This is a genomic window from Pseudoclavibacter chungangensis (assembly GCF_013410545.1).
Classification (GTDB): Bacteria; Actinomycetota; Actinomycetes; order Actinomycetales; family Microbacteriaceae; genus Pseudoclavibacter; species Pseudoclavibacter chungangensis.
This window is the reverse complement of record NZ_JACCFV010000001.1, coordinates 93,750-112,947: the sequence shown is the minus strand read 5'-3', so window position 1 is coordinate 112,947 and position 19,198 is coordinate 93,750. Positions and strand designations below refer to the sequence as shown.

16 protein-coding genes are annotated in these 19,198 nt (G+C 72.1%); 7 read left to right on the top strand and 9 right to left on the bottom strand.

Annotated features, from left to right (window positions below):
• Positions 1–23: 23 nt before the first annotated feature.
• The 3 genes from HNR16_RS00470 to HNR16_RS00460 form a co-directional block, all read right to left on the bottom strand.
• Complete coding sequence (locus tag HNR16_RS00470) at positions 24–1,814, bottom strand: ABC transporter ATP-binding protein (protein WP_158041519.1); 1,791 nt, start codon at positions 1,812–1,814, stop codon at positions 24–26.
• Positions 1,811–3,538, bottom strand: coding sequence for an ABC transporter transmembrane domain-containing protein (locus tag HNR16_RS00465; RefSeq protein ID WP_158041520.1), 1,728 nt, complete (start codon positions 3,536–3,538; stop codon positions 1,811–1,813). The genes HNR16_RS00470 and HNR16_RS00465 overlap by 4 nt, the downstream gene beginning before the upstream one ends.
• An 80-nt stretch (positions 3,539–3,618) precedes the next feature.
• The gene (locus HNR16_RS00460; RefSeq protein WP_158041521.1) at positions 3,619–4,680 is read right to left on the bottom strand and encodes an ABC transporter substrate-binding protein; all 1,062 of its coding nucleotides are present in this window, start codon (positions 4,678–4,680) and stop codon (positions 3,619–3,621) included.
• Positions 4,681–4,840: 160 nt separating this feature from the next.
• On the opposite strand from HNR16_RS00460, the gene HNR16_RS00455 reads away from it, so the two are divergent.
• On the top strand, positions 4,841–5,692 hold the full coding sequence (locus tag HNR16_RS00455) for an AraC family transcriptional regulator (RefSeq protein ID WP_158041522.1): 852 nt from the start codon (positions 4,841–4,843) through the stop codon (positions 5,690–5,692).
• 8 nt (positions 5,693–5,700) lie between these two features.
• Here the strand turns inward: HNR16_RS00455 and HNR16_RS00450 are convergent, their stop codons facing one another.
• On the bottom strand, positions 5,701–6,660 hold the full coding sequence (locus HNR16_RS00450; RefSeq protein ID WP_158041523.1) for an HpcH/HpaI aldolase/citrate lyase family protein: 960 nt from the start codon (positions 6,658–6,660) through the stop codon (positions 5,701–5,703).
• Positions 6,661–6,807: 147 nt separating this feature from the next.
• On the opposite strand from HNR16_RS00450, the gene HNR16_RS00445 reads away from it, so the two are divergent.
• Positions 6,808–7,386 carry a PaaI family thioesterase gene (locus tag HNR16_RS00445; protein ID WP_158041524.1) on the top strand — a complete coding sequence of 193 codons (579 nt, stop codon included), beginning with the start codon at positions 6,808–6,810 and terminating at the stop codon, positions 7,384–7,386.
• Positions 7,387–7,507: 121 nt separating this feature from the next.
• Complete coding sequence (locus tag HNR16_RS00440; RefSeq protein WP_158041525.1) at positions 7,508–8,269, top strand: alpha/beta hydrolase; 762 nt, start codon at positions 7,508–7,510, stop codon at positions 8,267–8,269.
• Between the two features lie 79 nt (positions 8,270–8,348).
• On the opposite strand, the gene HNR16_RS00435 is transcribed toward HNR16_RS00440, so the two are convergent.
• Entirely contained in the window at positions 8,349–8,912 is a 564-nt protein-coding gene (locus HNR16_RS00435; protein ID WP_158041526.1) for an HPP family protein, read from the bottom strand.
• Positions 8,913–8,923: 11 nt separating this feature from the next.
• Positions 8,924–10,819: an NAD-dependent formate dehydrogenase gene (locus HNR16_RS00430; protein ID WP_158041527.1), complete on the bottom strand. Its 1,896-nt coding sequence runs from the start codon at positions 10,817–10,819 to the stop codon at positions 8,924–8,926.
• A 148-nt stretch (positions 10,820–10,967) separates the two neighbouring features.
• Here HNR16_RS00430 and HNR16_RS00425 point away from each other — a divergent pair, with 148 nt between their 5' ends.
• The gene (locus HNR16_RS00425) at positions 10,968–12,698 is read left to right on the top strand and encodes an AMP-binding protein (RefSeq protein WP_158041528.1); all 1,731 of its coding nucleotides are present in this window, start codon (positions 10,968–10,970) and stop codon (positions 12,696–12,698) included.
• Here HNR16_RS00425 and HNR16_RS00420 read toward each other — a convergent pair.
• Positions 12,688–13,719 carry an ABC transporter permease gene (locus tag HNR16_RS00420; RefSeq protein WP_158041529.1) on the bottom strand — a complete coding sequence of 344 codons (1,032 nt, stop codon included), beginning with the start codon at positions 13,717–13,719 and terminating at the stop codon, positions 12,688–12,690. The two genes, HNR16_RS00425 and HNR16_RS00420, sit on opposite strands and share 11 nt — an antisense overlap.
• Before the next feature lie 120 nt (positions 13,720–13,839).
• On the opposite strand from HNR16_RS00420, the gene HNR16_RS00415 reads away from it, so the two are divergent.
• The 3 genes from HNR16_RS00415 to HNR16_RS00405 all read left to right on the top strand — a co-directional run bounded on the left by HNR16_RS00415 (position 13,840) and on the right by HNR16_RS00405 (position 16,246).
• Positions 13,840–14,421, top strand: coding sequence for a TetR/AcrR family transcriptional regulator (locus HNR16_RS00415; protein ID WP_158041530.1), 582 nt, complete (start codon positions 13,840–13,842; stop codon positions 14,419–14,421).
• Between the two features lie 196 nt (positions 14,422–14,617).
• Positions 14,618–15,628, top strand: coding sequence for a hypothetical protein (locus HNR16_RS00410; protein WP_158041531.1), 1,011 nt, complete (start codon positions 14,618–14,620; stop codon positions 15,626–15,628).
• A 108-nt stretch (positions 15,629–15,736) separates the two neighbouring features.
• Positions 15,737–16,246 carry a universal stress protein gene (locus HNR16_RS00405; protein WP_179558025.1) on the top strand — a complete coding sequence of 170 codons (510 nt, stop codon included), beginning with the start codon at positions 15,737–15,739 and terminating at the stop codon, positions 16,244–16,246.
• 139 nt (positions 16,247–16,385) lie between these two features.
• On the opposite strand, the gene HNR16_RS00400 is transcribed toward HNR16_RS00405, so the two are convergent.
• Both HNR16_RS00400 and HNR16_RS00395 read right to left on the bottom strand, forming a co-directional pair.
• Positions 16,386–17,801, bottom strand: coding sequence for an MFS transporter (locus tag HNR16_RS00400; RefSeq protein ID WP_158041533.1), 1,416 nt, complete (start codon positions 17,799–17,801; stop codon positions 16,386–16,388).
• A gap of 286 nt (positions 17,802–18,087) precedes the next feature.
• On the bottom strand, positions 18,088–19,152 hold the full coding sequence (locus tag HNR16_RS00395) for a zinc-binding dehydrogenase (RefSeq protein ID WP_218868346.1): 1,065 nt from the start codon (positions 19,150–19,152) through the stop codon (positions 18,088–18,090).
• Positions 19,153–19,198: the final 46 nt, after the last annotated feature.

The following is a 19,198-nucleotide window of genomic DNA, read 5'->3' as shown; positions in this document are numbered from 1 at the left end:
CACCGCCACCCGCGCGGGTGCGATCAGTGCTCGCGGCCCTCGCGCCAGGCCGCCCAGAGCGTGGCGTACACCCCGCCGCGGCCGAGCAGCTCGTCGTGGCTCCCGAGCTCGACGATCCGGCCGTGCTCGAGCACGGCGACGCGGTCGGCGCTCGCCGCCTGGCTGAGCCTGTGGGCGACGACGAGCGCCGTCCGCTCGCGGACGAGCAGCCGCGCGGCCTCGTCGAGCCGGATCGCGTCGTCGGAGCCCGCCTCGGCCGTCGCCTCGTCGAGCACGACGATGCGCGGATCCGCGAGCTCGACCCGCGCGAGCGCGATGAGTTGCGCGAGCGCGGCCCCGGGCGTCCGTCCTGCGGCGCCGAGCCGCGCGTCGAGGCCGTCGTCGAACGCCTCCTCCGCGCCGGTCCCGCCGATGCGGGCGAGGGCGGCGCGGATCTCGTCGTCGCTCGCGTCCGGGCTCCCGAACCGCAGGTTGTCGCGGAGCGTCCCGTCGAAGACGTGCACCTCCTGCGTCACGAGGACGAGGTCGCCGCCCCGCGCCGGCCGCACGACCGTTCCCTCGTCGCTCTCGTGCACACCCGCCGCGAGCGCGGCGAGGGTGCTCTTGCCCGCACCGGAGGCCCCGACGACGGCGACGGTCTCGCCCTCGTGCACGTGCAGATCGATCCCGTCGACGGCGTACCGGCCGGGCACGTACGCGTACCGGACGGCATCGAAGCCGAGCGGGGAGGGCTGCGCTGCGCGCTCGACGGTCGGGGACGGCTCGACGGGCGCGGTCGATTCGGCGGGCCCTGACGTAGATGCATTCGTGTCCGGGGCGGCGTCGATCACGCCGACGATCCTCGCGAGCGAGGCGAGCGCCGACTGCACCTGGTCGAGCACGAAGAGCAGGAGGTTGATGGGCCCGAACAGGCGCAGGAAGAGGAGCATCGTGGCCGTGACGCCACCGATCGTGCCCTGTCCCGTCGTGACGAGCCAGAACCCGATCACGAGCAGGCCCCCCATCCCGAGGAACTCGGCGACGTTGAGTCGGGCGAAGAACGTGTTGCGGACGATCTGCGCGCGGACGCCCCAGCGGGCGACGACCCACGACGCCGCCGCGATGCGTCGCAGGTGACGACCGCCGAGCCCGAACGCGTGCACCGTCTCGACGCCGTGCAGGGCGTCGAGCAGCGCGGCGGCGCGGTCGGCGAACGCCGCTCGCTCGGCGAGGTACACGGGCGGGGCGGTGCGGCCGTACCAGCGCACCGCGAGCACGTGCACGGGGACGATGAGCACGAGGACGAGCAGGTACCGCGGGTCGACGACCGCCATGCCGACGGCCGTGACGACGATGCTGAAGAGGGACCCCGTGAGCGCGGGCACGACCTCGGGGACGGCATCGCCGATCTGCGAGACGTCGTCGGTCGCACGCGAGACGACATCGCCCTGCCCGGCGCGCTCGACGCGCGATTGCGGGAGTGCGAACACGCCTGCCACGACGCGCTCGCGCAGATCGGCGAGCACCGTCTCGAACATGCGTGCGCCGAGGACCACCGCGAGCCCGTCGGCCGTGGCACCCAGGAGCCCCGCGCCCGCCATGAACGCGGCGAGCACGAGGATCGGTGTCGCGTCGTCGCCGCCCGCGGCGATCACGTCGACCATCGAGCCGAGTGCGAGCGGGACGACGACGCCGGCACCGGCCGCGACGAGGACGACGGCGACGAGACCGACGAGACCGACGAGCATCCAGGTGCGGCCGCCGAGCGAACGGCGCACCTCACGCCACACCGTCCGCCCGTCGGCGACCGGTAGCCGTTCGTGTGTTGCGCTCATGCCCCGATCCCCGTCCCGTCCTCGTGGGTGTGCGTGTCGTCCTCCGTGTCGGACCGCGCCTCGGTGTCGGCGCCCGCGAGACCGATCGCGGCGGCATCCACCACGCGGTCGGCGACCGCGAGCAGGGCGGGCGATCGCGTCACGACGATCGTCGCCCCCTCGCTCCGGGCGGCTCGGAGCGGGGTCGCGATCCCCGCCTCGGTGACCGCGTCGACGGCCGTCGTCGGGTCGTGGAGCACGAGCACGTCGGGCGCGACCGCGAGCGCCCGGGCGAGCGCGACGCGCTGCCACTGCCCGCCCGACAGCGCACCGCCGCCCTCCCCGACCTGCGAGTCGTAGCCGTCGGCGAGCACATCGCGCAGATCGCCGCAGCCCGCGTCCGCGAGGGCCCGCTCGACGGCCGCCGCATCGGTGCCGTCGAGTGCGACGTTCTCGCGCACCGTGCCCGAGAACAGATGTGCGCGGTGCGGTGCGACGAGCAACGGGGAGCGCGCACCGTCCCCGGCGGCGTTCGCCGCCGCACGGCGCGTGAGCGCGTGCACGAGCGCCCGCGCATCCGCACCGTCGAGTTCGGCCGCGACGATCATGCCCGGCGTGGCAACGGCGAGCACTGCCGCTGCGGCGGCGTCGTGGGCGTGTGCGGCTCCGGACGAGGTGTCGTCCTCCTCCCGGACGGCCGCGTCCGTCCCGGGGTCGAGCACGTCGAGCAGGCGCGCGGCCGAGGCACGTCCCGCCGCCCAGATGGGCCCCGTGAAGGTCGCCACCTGGCGCATCGGCGACAGGAGGAACTGCGTGAGGCCGATGACCGTGATGAACTCACCGAGTTGCAGGCCGCCGCGGAGTGCCACGAGCCCCGCCCCGATCGCGACGGCGACGATGAGCAGGCCCGTCGCGAAGCCCATGACGCCGACGAACGCCCCCTCCGCGCGTCGCGCATCGAGCGTGCCCGCGAGTGCGGTTCGACTCGCGCGGCGGTAGCGCCGGACGGCCTCCCGCTCGGCGCCGAGCCCGCGCACGACGCGATAGCCCGCGAGCACGTCGGCGGCCTGCGCCGCGGCGTCGGCACCGGCGGCCTGCTCGGTCACGCTTCGCGCGCGCAAGCGCTCGCCGACCCGGTCGGCGAGCCACAGCACGACGGGCGCGCCGACGAGCACTGCGAGTCCGAGCGGCCAGGAGAGCGTGAGCAGCACGATCCCGCCGAACGCGATCGCCGCGAGGTCGCCGAGTGGGTAGACGCCGACGATGACGACGCTCGCGAGCCGTGAGGCATCGGACGTCGCGAGCGAGAGCCCGACACCCGGCCGCGCGGCCGCGCCCTGGACGCCGCCACGGTCGAGCAGCCGGGCGCTGAGCAGCGAGCGGAGCCCGTGCCCGACGGCCTCCGCACCGATCGTCTCGAGTCGTGAGCCGAGTCGATAGCTGTACGAGAGCACGGCGAAGTCGAGTGCGAGCAGGGCGATCCAGAGCACGAGCTGCACCGGATCGCCCGTCGCGATCGCCCGGTCGATCGCGAGCCCCATGATGACGGGCACGAGCGCCTCGCCCAGCTGGTGACAGATGACGAGCACCGCGGCCGGGATCGTGTACCGACGGGCCGCGAACATGGCCCGCAGCGCGAATCGTCGCGGGGTCGTGCCCGGCTCGACGCGCAGCGATCGCAGCTCGATCGGTGTCCCGGGCGCGTGCAGGAACGCGGGCCCACGCGCCGTGTCCTCCAGCGTCATGGTGCCCGGTTCCTTTCCCGGGCGCGCACCCGTCTCCTCGTGCGCCCACGTCGGGTGGCCGCCGTGGTGCTCGCCGAGGCTCAGACCTCGGTCGTCTGCGGCGCCTTCCCGTCGACCGCGTCGACGAGCCGGGGCACGAGGTGCTCGAGCACGTACTTCTGGCTGAGCGGCGTCATGAAGTAGACGGCACCCGCGAGCGTACCGTCCGTGTAGACGGCGCGGCCGTTCGTCACGGCGTCGAGCTGCGAGAGGGTCCCGAAGTCCATGAGGGACTGGATGTCCTCCTCTTTCTCGGTCGCGAAGACGATGACGTCGGCGTCGATGAGCCCGACGTTCTCGGCCGACAGATCGGCCTGTTCACCGGGCATGTCGGCGTAGGACTCGAGCCCCTGCGTCATCGTGAACCCGAGGTCGGTGAGGAAGTCGGTGTTGACGCCGTCCGGGTAGACGTAGAGGGCCCCCTCCCACGGCGAGCCCTGGGAGAAGCTCGCGGTCTTTCCCGCGAACTCGGGGTGTGCGGCGGCGGCCGCGGCATACGCCTCGTCGACACCGGCGATGAGCTGCTCACCCTCGGCGCTGCGGCCGACGGCCTTCGCGATCTGGCGCGTCCGCGCACGCCAGTCGGAGAAGTAGCGTTCCTCCCCGTCGACCGTCGAGACGGTGGGCGCGATCTCGCTCAGCTTGTCGTACGTCTCCTGGTCGAGGCCGGCGTTCGTGCCGACGGTGAGGTCGGGCTCGAGCGAGGCGATCTTCTCGAACTGCGGGCCCTCGGTCTGATCGAGCACGACGGGTTCGGCACCGCGCAGCAGCTCGGTGGCCCACGGCCACACGGCGTACGGCTGCTCGCCGTACCACTCCGTCGTCGCGATCGGCACGACGCCGAGCTCGAGCAGCACGTCCTGTTCCGTGAGCCCGACGACGACGATGCGCTGCGGCTCCGACTCGATGACGGCCTGCCCGAAGGCGTTGTCGATCGTGATCGGGAACGCGTCGCTCGGCTCGGTCGTGTCGTTCGGGTTGTCCTGGACGGCGGCGTCGGTGCTGCAGGCGGTCAGGCCGGCGACCGCGAGCGCGATGGCCGCGCCGGCGGCCGCGAGTCGAACGAGCACCCCCGACGGTCCGTGCGTGATGGCGAAGGGCATGCGAGGTTCTCCGTGGTTCGGTGACGGGCCGGTCGTGCGCACGGAACCGCGCGCGCGACTCGACGTGGCCCGAGTCATCGTGGGACCATGAACTTAGCCTCGCCTTACCTCGTTCGCTATCATCGTGAGGCGACACGGATGTTGAGGGAAAGACACCGCGATGTCGGTTGAACAGGGTCGCCTGCTCGACTCGGTCGATGTGGACCCTCGCACTGTCGACGAACAGACATTCGACGATGTGCTCAGCGACCTGTCGTCCATGCCCGCCGGCTCGTTCTTCGCGACCCACTTCCACGAACACGATCAGCTCGCGTGGGTGTCGAGCGGTTCGGGTCGGCTCGGGGTGCGCGACGAGACATGGCTGCTCGATCGTGACTGCATCGTGTGGATCCCCGCGGGAACCCTCCACGACATGACCTTCCCGACGCGTTCGGTGCTCGTCTCCGTCTACCTGCCGACCGCCCTGCGTCCCGCGGCCCGACGCTGGGGCGCCCCGCGCGCCGTCGAGACGGAGCCCCTGCTCACGGCGATCATGAGCCACCTCGCGGAGGGGCCGCGCGAGCTCGAACGCATCCGGCTCGGTCACGGCCTGCTCGTGCACCTGCTCGACGGCGCGGTCGATCGTCCGTTCGTGTCGGCCGTCCCGAACGACCCGCGCATCGCCGTGATCGCGCGGGCGCTCCTCGACGACCCGGCCGACACGCGCGAACTCGGCGATTGGGCGGCGCTGCAGTCCGTGAGCACGAAGACCCTCGAACGGCTCTTCGCGCGCGAGACGGGGACGACGTTCCGACGCTGGCGGGCGCGCGCTCGCCTGCACGCGGCCGCCGACCTCCTCGTCCGGGGTGAACGCGTCGCGCTCGTCGCGCAGCGCGTCGGCTACCTGCGGACGTCGAGCTTCGTGGCCGCCTTCGCCGAGCGCTTCGGTACGACCCCGGGCCGATTCGCCGCCCAGGCGCACGGTCGCCGCACCGACCTCGCGGACGACGAGGCGGCATCGCCCGCCGCCTGACGCGCGAGTCAGGCTCCCGCGCCGTCACCGTCGTCGTCACGACCGCGGCCGAGACCGGCGCGGTGCCCCGCCGCCGCGATCGTGCGCGCCATCCGATGCGTCGCCTCGTCGATCATCTCGCCCTCGAACAGCACCGCGCCCCGCGTGCCACCGGCGGCGGACGTGTGGTGGGCGTACGCCGCCAGGATGCGCTCGGCCCGCTCGACCGCCGCCGGGTCGGGCGTGAACACCTCGTTCACGACCTCGATCTGGGCGGGGTGCAACACCCACTTGCCGTCGAAGCCGAACGCCCGCGTGTGCTCGGCCGCGCGACGCAGGCCGTCGAAGTCGTGGATCCCCGCGTACGGTCCGTCGATCACCTGCGCGTCGTTCGCCCGCGCCGCGACGGCGAGCTGCGAGAACACGGGGTCGATCGGGTCGTGGCCACCGATCGACGTGTCGCCGACCGTGAGGGTCGGGATGCGCATGGCCGACGTGAAATCGCCCGGACCGTACACGAGCGTGTCGAGCCGCGGGGACGCCGCCGCGATGCGCTGCACGTCGGCGAGCCCCCGAGGCCCCTCGATGATGAGTTCGAGGCCGATCCGACCGGGCTCGAGATCGTGTTCGCGTTCGAGCTGCCCGAGCAGCACGTCGATCCAGTGCACGTGGGCGATGTGCTCGACCTTCGGCAGCATGATCGCGTCGATGCGGTCCCCCGCCCGCGACACGATCTCCACGACGTCGCGGTGCGCACCCGGCCGTGTCGCGTCGTTGACGCGCACCGTGACGGCCTTCCCCGACCAGTCGCCCTCGTGCAGCGCCGCGACGACGAGGTCACGTGCACCGGCCTTCGCGTCGGGTGCGACCGCGTCCTCGAGGTCGAGGAAGACGGCGTCGACGTCGAGCCCGGGAGCCTTCTCGAGCATGCGACGACTCGACCCCGGCACGGCGAGGACGGTCCGTCTCGGACGCTGGGGACGTGGCATGGTCACCTTCCTCGCCGACACCGGCGCCCGGCCGGGCGCGACACGAGCCTACAATCGGCGAGTGCGTCGATCGCCCCGCGAGCGACGGACCCCGGGGGCGACCCGCTGCACGCGCACCCCGGCGGCGCGAACGAGAGGAACGACGCGATGCCGAACACGAGGCCCGGCGTGACCGATCCCGTCGCCCAGGAGCATCCCGTCCACACCGCGGCCGTCCACGCGGCACGCCGTCCGGCCGCGTTCCGACGTCAGCGCCTCGAACGCATCCTCACGGAGGACCACCGCACCGTCTCGCTCGGCATGTCGGTCACGACGCTCGACGAGGAGCGCATCGTCGTCGAGCAGCGCGTCGGGCCCGACGACGTCAACGGGCTCGGCATCTGCCACGGCGGCGTGACGTTCACGCTCGCCGACAGTGCCACCGGTATCGGCGCGAACACGCTCGACGAGGAGTCGGCCTGGGTGACGGTCACGAGCGAGATCCACTTCCGCGGCCCGGCACACATCGACGACGTCCTCGAGGCGAGCTGCACGCTCGTGGAGGCACCGAGCGCGCGACGGCGCGTGTTCGAGACGGTCGTCCGCGCGCGCGGCGCGGCGGACGAGGTGCGGGAAGACGCCGGGACCGGCGACGACGCTCCGGCCGGACGGGTCGTCGCGACGGTCGACTCGGTCATGGTCCGCCTTCGCGAGCGTCCGGGATCGATGGGCGGCACGAGTGCCTGAGCGCCGCCGTCCCGGTCGGGCGCCGTCGCGTGGTACCCTCGCTCTCGCCCTCGCGAGCTGCGTGCTCGCGACGACGCTCGGGCTCACGGCCTGCTCCCTCCACGGGGTGGAGCCGTCCTCGGTGACCGTCGACGACGGAACGGCCGAGGACGTCCCAGGCATCGCGGCGCGCGCACCGATCACGCGAGCGGACTTCACCGCGAGCGACGGCGACACCGCGGGCTACCTCGTCGCCGAGCCGCCCGGAGCGAGTCCCGAGCACCCCACGGGTGTCGTGCTCGTCTTCCACGGCGACGGCGCGAGCGAGCTCGACCCCGACGACGACCCGGGCTTCCTGGCCGGCGGGACCGGGATCGTCGCGCAGGGCACCGCGCGCGGCTACCTCGTGGTGGCCGTCAGCACGCCCGATCACGACTCCGACGTGTGGTGGGGTGATCGAGGCGCAGAGAACGCGCTGTTCGTCCACGAGTTCCTCGGCGAGCTCGAGGCGAGCTACCCGATCGACACGGACGACATCTGGCTCGTCGGCTACTCGGGTGGCGCGCAGTTCGTCACGCAGAACCTCCTCCCCGAGGTCGCGGACGACATCGGCGGCGGCGGCGCGGTGCTCTTCGGCGGCGGCGGGCCGCCCACGGACGACACCGTCGACTTCCCCGAGCCGATGCGCGCCGAGTTCCCCATGTTCTGGTACGCCGGTCAGGACGATCTCGGCTCCCCGGACGGCGACCCGTACAGCGGCCTCGTCGAGGCCGAGGCCGGCAGTGTCTGGTACACGGGCGCGGGGTTCCCGACGGGCACGAGCTTCCCCGTCGGCATCGGGCACGATCTCTCGGGCAGATTCGGGGTCGTCCTCGGCGAGCGCCTCGACGCCGCCGCGTCCTGAGCGGCGACGGCGCGGCGCACGACGGACGTCGAAACCGGTCCGACCGGCGCCTCGCGAGCGACCCTGGTCACGGTCACGGTCACGAACGCTCGCGCACGCCCCGGGTCGGCCTCGCGGACCGGCTCGACGCCGCCGTGTCGCCCGCGTCCGCGCCTCGCCCGGCGCGGCGCACGCGACGCATCACGGCCGCGTGGACGAGCCCGAGCGCGACGACGAGCACCGCACCGGCGAGCACCGGCGTCACGAGGTACGACCACGTGGCGTGCGCCGTGAGGATCACGATCGGCACCCCACCGGCCGGTGGGTGGGTGACGCGGAGCGCGGTCATCGCGACGACCGCGAGCCCGACGGCGAGTCCCATGCTCCACCAGCCCGGCGGGAGGAACGATCCGACCGCGAGTCCGCTCGCCGCCGAGACGACGTGACCGCCGACGACGTTGAGCGGCCGCGAGAAGGGTGCGTCGGGGAACGCGAACACGAGGACGCACGACGAGCCGAAGGCCGCCGCGAGCAGCGGCACGCTCGTCAGATCGGTGAGGGCACCGAGGACGGCGATCGTGACCGCGGCACCGATGCCGGCGGCGACGATCGTGGACCAGGGCAGCGGTGGCTGCGTCCTGCGGAGCAGGTCGACGGGGACCATGCCCCCTCCTTTCACTCCCGGCGGCGTGCGCGGCCGGGGTCGTCGTGGGCGGCCGCCTCGTCGATGGCCGAGGCGACCGGGGAACGCGGTTCGTCCGCGAGCCGGGCGAGCACGACCGGGATCGCGACGTCGGGCTCGATGAGGGCCGCGGTGCGCAACCCCGCCGACGACCGCGCCGTCGATTCCGGCACGAGCGCCACCCACGGGCCCTGTCGGACGAGGGCGAGCAGCCCCTCGATGGAATCGGCCTCGAACCGCGGGGTGAGCGATTCCCCCGCGGCGCGGAGTGCGTCGTCGATCACCTGACGAGCACGCATGCCGGGGTCGAGCATCGCGAGGCCCAGCTCGCGAAGCTGCGACGGCGTCACGCTCCCGCCGTCGAGCGGGACCTCGCTCGTCGAGTGGGCTCCCGCGACGGCGACGATGCGGTCCTCGTGGACGGGCACCACGTGCAGATCATCGTGATCGGCCGCCGAGGGGTGGATGAGCCCCGCGTCGAGTTCGTACCGGTGGAGCCGGACGACGATCTCCTCGCTCGTCATGCCCGTGCGGAGGCCGACCCGCACGAGCGGATGACGCAGCGCGAGCCTGGAGACGAGATCCGCCGCCGGGACGAGTCCGGCGGGGATGACACCGATGCGGACGGTCGTCGCGAGCCGGTCGCGAGCGCGATCGACCTCGTCCCGCAGCGACCGGTGCTCGTCGAGCATGCGGCGGGCCCGCGCGAGCACGGCCTCCCCCTCGGGCGTCAGCCCCTCGAAGCTCCGGCCGCGCCGGACGAGCGGCACCCCGAGCTCGAGGACGATGAGGTACTCCGGACGGATCGGGCGCCCCGCGAAGAAGTCCTCAAGGATCTCGCGCGTCCCCGCCGCGTATCGGGCCTGCGAGGGGAGCGAGGTGCCAGACGTGTGCGGCGTCATGGCGTGGTGGGGCATCGTGCGCCAGGGGTGGTCCGCGGGGGCGGGCTGCGGGAACCAGACGTCACCCGCGTACCCGGCGAGCTGGCCGCTCTCGAGCGCGCGGACGATCGCGTCGCGGTCGGCGATCGCCGCCCGGGCCGGGTTGACGATGTACGCGCCGCGTCGCATCGTCGCCAACAGCTCGTCGTCGATGAGCCCCGTCGTCTCGGCCGTGAGCGGTGCGTGCACCGTCAGGACGTCGATCTCCGTCACGAGCGAGCGGATGTCCTCGTGGAAGGTCAGCCCGTACTTCTCCTCGTACTCGGCGGGCAGACGATGGCGATCGGTGTAGTGCAGGTGCACGCCGAAGGGTGCGAGACGTTCGATGACCGCGCGACCGATGCGTCCGGCCGCGAAGACGCCCACGTCCATGCCCTCGAGATCGTAGGAGCGCGAGACCGCGTCGGCGATGTCCCAGCCGCCCTCGAGCACGATGCGGTGCTGGGGGACGAAGTCGCGGACGAGCGCGAGCACCTGCAGCACGGTGTGCTCCGCGACGCCGATGCTGTTGCTGTAGGTCACCTCGGCGACCGTGATGTCCCGCTCGATCGCTGCGTCGAGGTCGACGTGGTCGCTGCCGATCCCGGCCGTCACGGCGAGCTTGAGGTTCGGTGCCTTCGCGATGCGCTCGCATGTCAGGTACGCCGGCCAGAAGGGCTGCGAGATGACGACGTCCGCATCGGCGAGCTCGCGCTCGAACGCCGAGTCGGGGCCGTCCTTGTCGCTCGTCACGACGAGTTCGTGCCCTGCCGCCTCGAGGAACGCGCGGAGGCCGAGCTCGTCCGAGACCGAGCCGAGCAGTTCGCCCGGCTTGAAATCGATCGCCTCGGGCGTCGGCAGGCTCTGCCCGTTGGGATACTGCTCGATCACGGGAAGCGAGTCGCGGGCCGCGACGGGCGGGTAGCCCGTCTTCGGGTCCGGGTAGAGGACGAGAACGATCTTTGCCATGAGACCTCCATGTCGTCGGGCGGCGTTGTCCTGTCAGTCTCGGTCGCGCAGGCGGCGTGCTCCATCAGGTGTCTCCGGACACCCGATCGGCCGGGCCGATGAGCGCGCGCCGTTCGGCTCATCGGGCCGAACAGGGCAGAATGCCTCCATGACGTTGACGCACGGCGCCGAAGCCTTCCGACGGGCACGCGACTTCCTGCTCGAGAACGGCGCCGACTCGGCGGCCGCCCGATCCGACTTCGAGTGGCCCGACGTCGGCGACCACTTCGTGTGGGCGCGCGACTGGTTCGACGGCATCGCCGACGGCAATCACGAGGTCGCGCTCTGGATCGTCGAGGACGACGGGTCCGAGGCGAAGTACACCTTCGACGACCTGCGCCGACGCTCGAACCGGCTCGCCCACCGCCTGCGCGCCCTCGGCGTCACGCGCGGCGACGTCGTCATGCTCATGCTGCCGAACCGCGTCGAGCTGTGGGTCGCGATGCTCGCGGTCATGAAGCTCGGGGCCGTCGTCCTCCCGACCTCGGTCGTGCTCGGTGACGGCGAGCTGCAGGACCGCGTGGACCGCGCGGACGTGCGCTGCGTCATCGCCGAGCCCGTCGACGCCGCGAAGTTCGCCGACGTGACGGGCCGCTATATCGGCCTCACGGTTCCCGCGACGACGAACGCCGCGATCACCGAGTCGCCCGCGGGCTGGACCTCCGTCGTCGACGCCGAGGTGGAGCCCGACACGCCCGTCGAGGCGGACGTGCGAACGAGCGACCCGGCGCTCATCTACTTCACGTCCGGCACGACGTCGAAGCCCAAGATCGTCGAACACAGCAACGCCTCGTACCCCGTCGGGCACCTCACGACGATGTACTGGATCGGGGTACGGCCGGGCGACACGCACCTCGTCATCTCCTCCCCCGGCTGGGGCAAGCACGCGTGGAGCGCGTTCTTCGCACCGTGGCACGTCGGCGCGACCGTGTTCGTGCTGAACTACGCGAAGTTCGACGCGGACCGCCTCGTGCACGAGCTCGAACGTGCGCAGGTCGCGTCGTTCTGCGCACCGCCGACCGTGTGGCGCATGCTCATCCAGCACCACCTGACCGAGCGCCCCTCGGCGCTGCGCGAGGTGATCTCGGCAGGCGAGCCGCTCAACCCCGAGGTCATCGCGCGCATCCGCGAGTGGTGGGGCCTCGAGATCCGCGACGGCTACGGGCAGACCGAGACGACCGCACTCATCGCGAACGCGCCCGGGGACGCCGTCACGCCCGGCGCGATGGGCCGCCCGCTGCCGGGCGTGGACGTCGTGATCGTCGACCCGCTCACGGGCGAGCCGGCGGCCGAGGGCGAGATCTGCCTCGACCTGCGCACGTCGTGGCCGCTCAACCTCATGACCGGCTACGTGAAGAACCCCGCCTCGACGGCACGTGCGTTCCGCGACGGCTACTTCCACACGGGCGATGTCGCGACGGTCGACGAGGACGGGTGCCTCACGTTCGTCGGCCGCACCGACGACATCTTCAAGTCGTCCGACTTCAAGGTGTCGCCGTTCGAGGTCGAGAGCGCACTCGTCGAGCACGCGTTCGTCGCGGAGGCCGCCGTGGTGGGCGCGCCCGACGAGACGCGACTCAACATCACGAAGGCGTACGTCGCACTCGCGGCCGGCGTCGAGGCCGACGCGGCGACGGCCGAGGCCGTGCTCCGGCACGCACGCACCGCGCTCCCGCCGTACATGCGCGTGCGGCGCATCGAGTTCTTCGAGCTGCCGAAGACGGCCTCGGGCAAGATCCGCCGCGTCGAACTCCGGCAGCGCGAGGTCGACGCGGCGGGCGCGGGCGAGCGGATCGCGACGGAGTGGCGCGAGGAGGACTTCCCCGACCTCAAGCGGTGACGGGAACGTCCCGGGTCGTCGGTGCGCGCAGGGCGTCGCGGCGTCGACGGTCGCGGAGTGCCGCGACGCCGACGAGCACGATGCCCGCCGCGACCCACGCGAGCAGGACGAGGACGGGCGTCCCTGCTCCGTGCCCGTCGAAGAACGCCGTCGATCGCACGAGTGTGCCTGACGCGCCGATGGGCAGCGCCTGACCGATGGCACCCCACGGCGCCGGGAGCCACTGCCACCCCGTCGCCATGCCCGCGAGCGGGTTGCCGAGGAACATCATCGTGACGGCACCGATGCCGAGCCCCGCGAACCCGAGCACCGATTCGAGGCCGAGTACGAACAGCGAGATCGCGGCGACACCGAGCGAGAGCGAGAGCGCGGTGAGCCCGTAGTTCCCGTCGAGCGTGCCGAACCCGAACTGCAGCACCGCGGTGACGGCGAAGCCGACCGTGAGCGAGGCGGCGAGGGAACCGAGCAGCTTGAGCCACGGGCGGCCGCGCAATTGCGTCGCGAGGAGCACGGCCGAGATGATGCCGCCGAACGCGAGCGGCAGGCCGAGCGCCGCGAGCCCGGCGCCGGCCGGGTCGTCGACCCCGAGGGGTGCGACGTCGTCGACCGTCACGGTCGCGCCCGTCTGTCGAAGCGAGGCGGCCACCCCGTTGAGCAGGGTCGCGTACGGGGTGCCGGCGGCGCTCGCGACGGTCACGGTGACCGCACCGTCGGCGCCGAAGCTGATGCCGCCGACCGTCTCGCGGTCGAACACGGATTCCCGAACGGCGTCGGCGGAGTCGAGGGTGCGGAACTCGAACGCGTCGGGCTGGGCGGTGTCGAGCGTCGCGGTGAGCTGTTCGACGACGGGCGCGGGGCCGCTGACGGCGATCGGCAGGTTCGACGGGCCGGATCCGATGGCCGGCGCGATGAATGCGAAGACCATCGCGGGCACGAGGAGCGCGAGGCCGATCGGGATGCCGATCAGCAGGAGGACGATGCGGCGGCGCGAACTGTTCGCGCCGGACGGCGTGGCGGTCATGGGGACTCCCGATCCGATACAAACGGAGCGAAGTGCGCCGAAACCAAAGGGAGCATACTGCTCCGGTTACACTGGTGCAAGAACACACGACACGGACGAGGCCACGGAGGGACGGCGGACATGCGCGCGGACGCTCGAGCGAACAGGCAGGAGCTGATCGAGGCGGGGCGCCGAGCCATCGCCGAACGCGGGACCGCGTTCTCGCTCCGGACGGTCGCGCAGGACGCGGGCGTCGGGATCGCCACGCTGTACCGCCACTTCCCCACGCGCGACGACCTCGTGCTCGGCGTCGTCGACGAGGCGTGGGCGCGCATCGACGAGGTCGTCGACCGCCACGAGGCGGAATGGGCGGACGACCCCGCGAGCGCCTGGCGTTCGACGATCCAGGAGGTCGCCGCCCTCGAGATCGGTGCCCTCGCGGAACAGATCGCCCCGTTCGCGGCCTCGGAGACGGTCACTGCCGCCGCGACGCTCAGGCAACTCGGGCGTGAGACGCGGCTCGCCCCCGTGCTCGAGCGAGCGCGGGCGGCCGACCTCCTCTCCCCCGACGTGGATGCCGCGTCGCTCGTCGTCGCGATCGCATCACTCAGCCGCCCGCTCCCCGAGCACATCACGACGATCCTGCCCGACCACCGGGCGTGGCTCGTGGACACGTTCGTACGCGGACTCGCGGTGGATCGGGCGTCGAACACCGACGCCTGAACGCCGCGCCCGGCCGCCGCGCGTGCCGACGGACGCCACCCGATCCCACCGATCGTCCGCAGGTCACGCACACGGTTCGTGCTCGCCGGTCGGCGCCCGCCGACGCGCCGGAGTGGCGATCGCGACACCCCGGCGACGTTCCGCGCGGCCACTACGATGTGGGCGGGGAAGGAGCGGCCATGGCGCCTCGTGGGGCATGTTGAGCATCAGCGTGTGGCCGACCTGGATCGATCGACTGGATCTCCTCGTCGCAACGCTCGTCGGACTCCTCATCGGCACGTGGCTCGTCGTCCGCCGACGACGACGCATCGGCGTCGGCCCGGCCCCCGATCGCGCGACGTCGTACAGTCGTGTCCTCCGGCGCCAGCGCTTCGTCGTCGTGCTCCTCGTCCTCGTCTGGTTCGTGTGCCTCGCCGCGCGCCTGATCGGCACGGGCATCGTGCTCACCTCGCCCGATGTGCGGACCACGGAACTCGCCGTGCGCGGTATCGACGCCCTGCTCCTCGCCGTCCCGCTCGCACCGCTCGTCCTGCAGCTCGGGGCGCTCGCGACACAGACCACCGCACTGCCCACCACGCCCGCCGCCGATCGCGCCTCGTGGCGGGCGGCCGCGGCCTCGGGACAGATCACCCCGACGTTCTGGGCGGTCGTGCTCACGTTCGTGCTGTGGGTCGTCTCGCTCGTCGTCGTCGCGATCACCCTCGGCGGGCCGTGCCGGACGGACGGGCCCTGCGTCAGCGTGACGACACCGGTCGTCTCGCACGTCGCCGTCGTGAGCGCTGCCACGCTCGGCGGCGCACTCGTCGTCTTCCTCGCGATGCTGATCGCGCTGCGACGTGCACTCGGCGCACACGGGACCGAGACCGACGACGCGACGATCATCCGCGCCGCGACCGCCGGCGTCATCACGCGCTCGACGACCGATGCGATCCTCCTCGCGCTGGGGACGGCCACGGTCCTCGTCGGCACGGCAGCGTCGAGCGGCTTCGAGTTCTCGTGGGGCGTCCCCGGAGCCTTCGGATGGACCTGGACCGGACCCGAGGCCACTCCGGGGGAACCGATGCCGTCCGCGGCGAACGGCGACATCCCGCACATCGGCGCGCCGACGCTCGGTCTCGTGGTGTTCGGCAGCATCGTCCGCGGGGTCGGAGCGGCGTTCGTCGCCTGGGCGTGGGCGCGCATCCTGCTCCACACCGTGCGGCGCTGAGCGAGCCGAGCGGACGCCCCTCCGGCCGACACGCGCGGCCCGTCGCGTTTCACAGCGCACAGGGCCAGGATGAGAACGAGGGATTCGACACACCCCGAAGGAGTCGAGATGTCCACCGATCGTCACCACATCGTCGTCGGCGTCGTACCTGCGAGCACCAAGCGCGTGGTCGCCGCCGCGATCGTCTTCGCGCGCCGCTTCGACGCGGATCTCGTCATCGCATCGGTCGACCCGCACAGGCGCACCGTCGAGGAGCGCCCCGACGGGACCGTGCTCGGCGTCGTGAGCGACACGACGTTCGTCGACGTCGACGAGGTCGTCTTCGATCCCGATCAGCTCACGCTCTGCCACGAGGTGCTCGATTCGAGCGGCGTGACGTGGACGACGCGCGCGCTCGCGGGCGATCCCGCGATCGAGCTCGACGCGCTCGCGGAGCGGCTCGACGCGTCGATGGTCATCGTCGGCACGCGCGAGCCCGGCGTCCGCGAGACGCTGCGCGAGTTCGTCAACGGCTCCGTCGCGATGCGCCTCTCCCACCGCCAGAACCGCCCCATCGTCGTCATCCCGCTCGCACCGACGGGCCCCGACGGCGCGATGCCCTGGGCCGGCGACGACTGAGGTGCACGTGCGGCGGCGCGCATGACCCGACGACGAGAGGCCTCGGTGGGAACCGAGGCCTCTCGTCGTCGGTGCGGGCCGATCAGCGCGGGCGGATCAGCACCGGCCGATCAGCGCGGGCCCGTCAGCGCACGCCCGATCACCGCGCGGGCGCGGCGATCTCGGACGACTCCCTGACGTCGTCGCCCGCCTCCCACGAGGCCCACTGGCCGGAGTCCTCGAACGTGTGGTCGAGCGGGATGTTCGTCCGATCCCGCAGCAGGAGCGTCGCCGTGAGGCTCAGCAGCGTCACGACCATGAGGTACACGGCGACCGCGACCCACGTGCCGAACGACTGCAGCAGCCACTGGGCGATGAAGGGCGCGAACGCGCCACCGACGATCGCACCGATCGCGTACGAGATCGAGACGCCCGAGAAGCGGACCGACGCGGGGAACGTCTCGGCGTACCAGACCGAGATCGGCCCGTAACAGATGCCGAGCGGGATCGCGAGGATCGAGACCCCGAGCAGGAACATGACGGGGTTCTCGGCGCCCATGTTCACGAGCGGGAAGAGCACCCACACGGCCACGAGCTGCATGAGCCACCCGATGACGAAGGTCTTCTTGCGTCCGATCGCGTCGCACAGGTAGCCCGAGATGAGCGTCGTGATGAACCACACCGCCGCGGATCCGACGACGAGCCAGAGCACGAGCGTGCGATCCATGCCGAGCGCACCGCCGTCTTCGAGCGGCTTCGTCGCGTAGCCCTGGAGGAACCCACCGGTCGTCATGTAGCCCGCGGCGTTGTTCGCGGCGAACAGGAACGCGCAGAGGATGACGAGCTTCCAGTGGCGAGCGAAGACCTTGACGATGGGCGCCGACTCGGTCTCGGCGGCCTTCGCGATCTCCTTGAACACGGGCGACTCGTCGACGCTCGCACGCACGATGAACCCGATGACGACGAGCACGATCGAGAACAGGAACGGCACGCGCCAGCCCCACACGAGCCACTGGTCACCCGAGACGGCCGACATGATCGCGAGCATCGACGCGGCGAGGATCATGCCGAGGGGCACGCCGAGCTGCGGGTACATGCCGTACACGCCGCGGCGACCCTTCGGCGCGTGCTCGACGGCCATGAGCACGGCGCCGCCCCACTCGCCGCCGGCCGAGATGCCCTGGAGCACGCGAAGGCAGATGAGGAGGATCGGCGCGAGGACGCCCGCGGACTCGAACGTGGGCAGGACACCGATGAGCGTCGTCGCGGCGCCCATGAGCAGCAGGGTGATGACGAGCATCGGCTTGCGGCCGATCTTGTCGCCGAAGTGACCGGCGAGGAACGCGCCGAGCGGACGGAACAGGAACGAGAGGCCGATCGAGAGGTACGACACGAGGGTCGCGGAGTCTGGCCCCAGCGGCTTGAAGAAGAGTTCGTTGAACACGAGCGCCGCCGCGTTCGCGTAGATGAAGAAGTCGTACCACTCGACCGTGGTACCGATGACGGTCGCCGCGACGACCTTGCGGCGTTCGCGCGGGGTGCTGTGCACCGTGCCCGTGTGTTGCTTGGATGACATCGAACAGGACTCCCTTGTCTGATCGGATCGAACGACGGCGTTCGACTCGGTCACACTAGTGCAGTCCCGACCGCCTCTGAAAGGGCGACCCGTCGCACGATGGTGCCGATGAGCGCGGGATTCCTGCACGCGCAGCGAACGAGACCAGCGGGATATCCCGACCGATCGGTCGAGAAATTCGGGCTCATCGGCCCGTTCTTCGCGCGGCGCCAGCTGGCGACGCCCGAACGGGCCGCGACCTCACGCGAAGTTCACGAACCTCGAACGATTTCCTGTGAGCGGCGCGTCATGCAGTTTCCGTCGGCGCGTCCGGCACGACGACGACCTTCCCGACGAGCGAACCAGCTTCGAGCGCACTTACACCGCTCGCGACATCGCCGAGCCCGACGACGCGATCCACGACCGGACGCACCCGACCGTCCGCCACCGCCTCGACGACCGGCGCGAGCGCACGCGTCGTCACGGTCGAGACGAACATGCGCGCACGGAACGGCAGGAACGGCGAGCGGAGCGCCGCGCCGACCTGACGCGAGGTCCCGCCGAGCGGCCCGCGGCCACCCTCACCGCCGACGAGCACGAGCGCGCCGGCGCGGGCCACGAGCCGACCGAGTTGCGCGAGCGGACGCCGCCCGCCGATGTCGATCACGACGTCGTGCACACCCCAGTCCCGCGGATCGACCCGCTCACGATCCACGACGGCGCTCGCGCCGAGGTCGCGCACGGCGGCGTGCTTGTCCCGCCTGCTCACAGCGGTGACCACCGCTCCGCACGATGCCGCGAACTGCACGGCGTAGGCGCCGACGCCACCGGCGGCCCCGATCACGAGCACGCGCTGCCCGTCCGTCACGCGCGCGATGTCGACGACCGCCTGATGCGCGGTGACGGCCGAGACGGGGAGCGCCGCGGCCGCCACGGCGTCGAGGTCGCTCGGGCGTCGGCACAGCGCGGTCGTCTTCGCGATCGCGTACTCGGCGAACGTGGCCAGCCCGGCGCCGAGAACGACGTCACCGATCCGGAGCCCGGAGCGGTCACCCGGACCGATCGCGACCACGACGCCCGCGAGCTCGGAACCGACGCCGGGATCGCGCGGCCGCCGCAACCCGAGCGCGAGCCGGACCGCGGGCGGGTCGCCCGCCATGAGGTGCCACGCGCCGCGATCGAGCCCCGCGGCGTCGACCCGCACGAGCACCTCTCCGCGGCCCGGTCGGGGCACGGGAACCTCGTCCACGACGAGCACGTCCGCTGTGCCGTACTCGTGACGAACGACGGCTCGCATCGTTACGGGAACCACGGACCCCGGTGCCCGCTCCACGCCCGCCTCGTCGCCCACCCTGCCCACGTACTCGCTCATCGCACGCTCCGTTCCGCTTGCCTTACCGCGTAAGTCGCTGCTCGCT

Coding starts and splice junctions, on each gene's coding strand:
- HNR16_RS00445 (WP_158041524.1), top strand. CDS start 6,808: ATGCCGAACACGAGGCCCGGCGTGACCGATCCCGTCGCCCAGGAGCAT.
- HNR16_RS00425 (WP_158041528.1), top strand. CDS start 10,968: ATGACGTTGACGCACGGCGCCGAAGCCTTCCGACGGGCACGCGACTTC.
- HNR16_RS00470 (WP_158041519.1), bottom strand. CDS start 1,814: ATGAGCGCAACACACGAACGGCTACCGGTCGCCGACGGGCGGACGGTG.
- HNR16_RS00415 (WP_158041530.1), top strand. CDS start 13,840: ATGCGCGCGGACGCTCGAGCGAACAGGCAGGAGCTGATCGAGGCGGGG.
- HNR16_RS00400 (WP_158041533.1), bottom strand. CDS start 17,801: ATGTCATCCAAGCAACACACGGGCACGGTGCACAGCACCCCGCGCGAA.
- HNR16_RS00435 (WP_158041526.1), bottom strand. CDS start 8,912: ATGGTCCCCGTCGACCTGCTCCGCAGGACGCAGCCACCGCTGCCCTGG.
- HNR16_RS00410 (WP_158041531.1), top strand. CDS start 14,618: ATGTTGAGCATCAGCGTGTGGCCGACCTGGATCGATCGACTGGATCTC.
- HNR16_RS00465 (WP_158041520.1), bottom strand. CDS start 3,538: ATGACGCTGGAGGACACGGCGCGTGGGCCCGCGTTCCTGCACGCGCCC.
- HNR16_RS00405 (WP_179558025.1), top strand. CDS start 15,737: ATGTCCACCGATCGTCACCACATCGTCGTCGGCGTCGTACCTGCGAGC.
- HNR16_RS00420 (WP_158041529.1), bottom strand. CDS start 13,719: ATGACCGCCACGCCGTCCGGCGCGAACAGTTCGCGCCGCCGCATCGTC.
- HNR16_RS00455 (WP_158041522.1), top strand. CDS start 4,841: ATGTCGGTTGAACAGGGTCGCCTGCTCGACTCGGTCGATGTGGACCCT.
- HNR16_RS00395 (WP_218868346.1), bottom strand. CDS start 19,152: ATGAGCGAGTACGTGGGCAGGGTGGGCGACGAGGCGGGCGTGGAGCGG.
- HNR16_RS00450 (WP_158041523.1), bottom strand. CDS start 6,660: ATGCCACGTCCCCAGCGTCCGAGACGGACCGTCCTCGCCGTGCCGGGG.
- HNR16_RS00430 (WP_158041527.1), bottom strand. CDS start 10,819: ATGGCAAAGATCGTTCTCGTCCTCTACCCGGACCCGAAGACGGGCTAC.
- HNR16_RS00460 (WP_158041521.1), bottom strand. CDS start 4,680: ATGCCCTTCGCCATCACGCACGGACCGTCGGGGGTGCTCGTTCGACTC.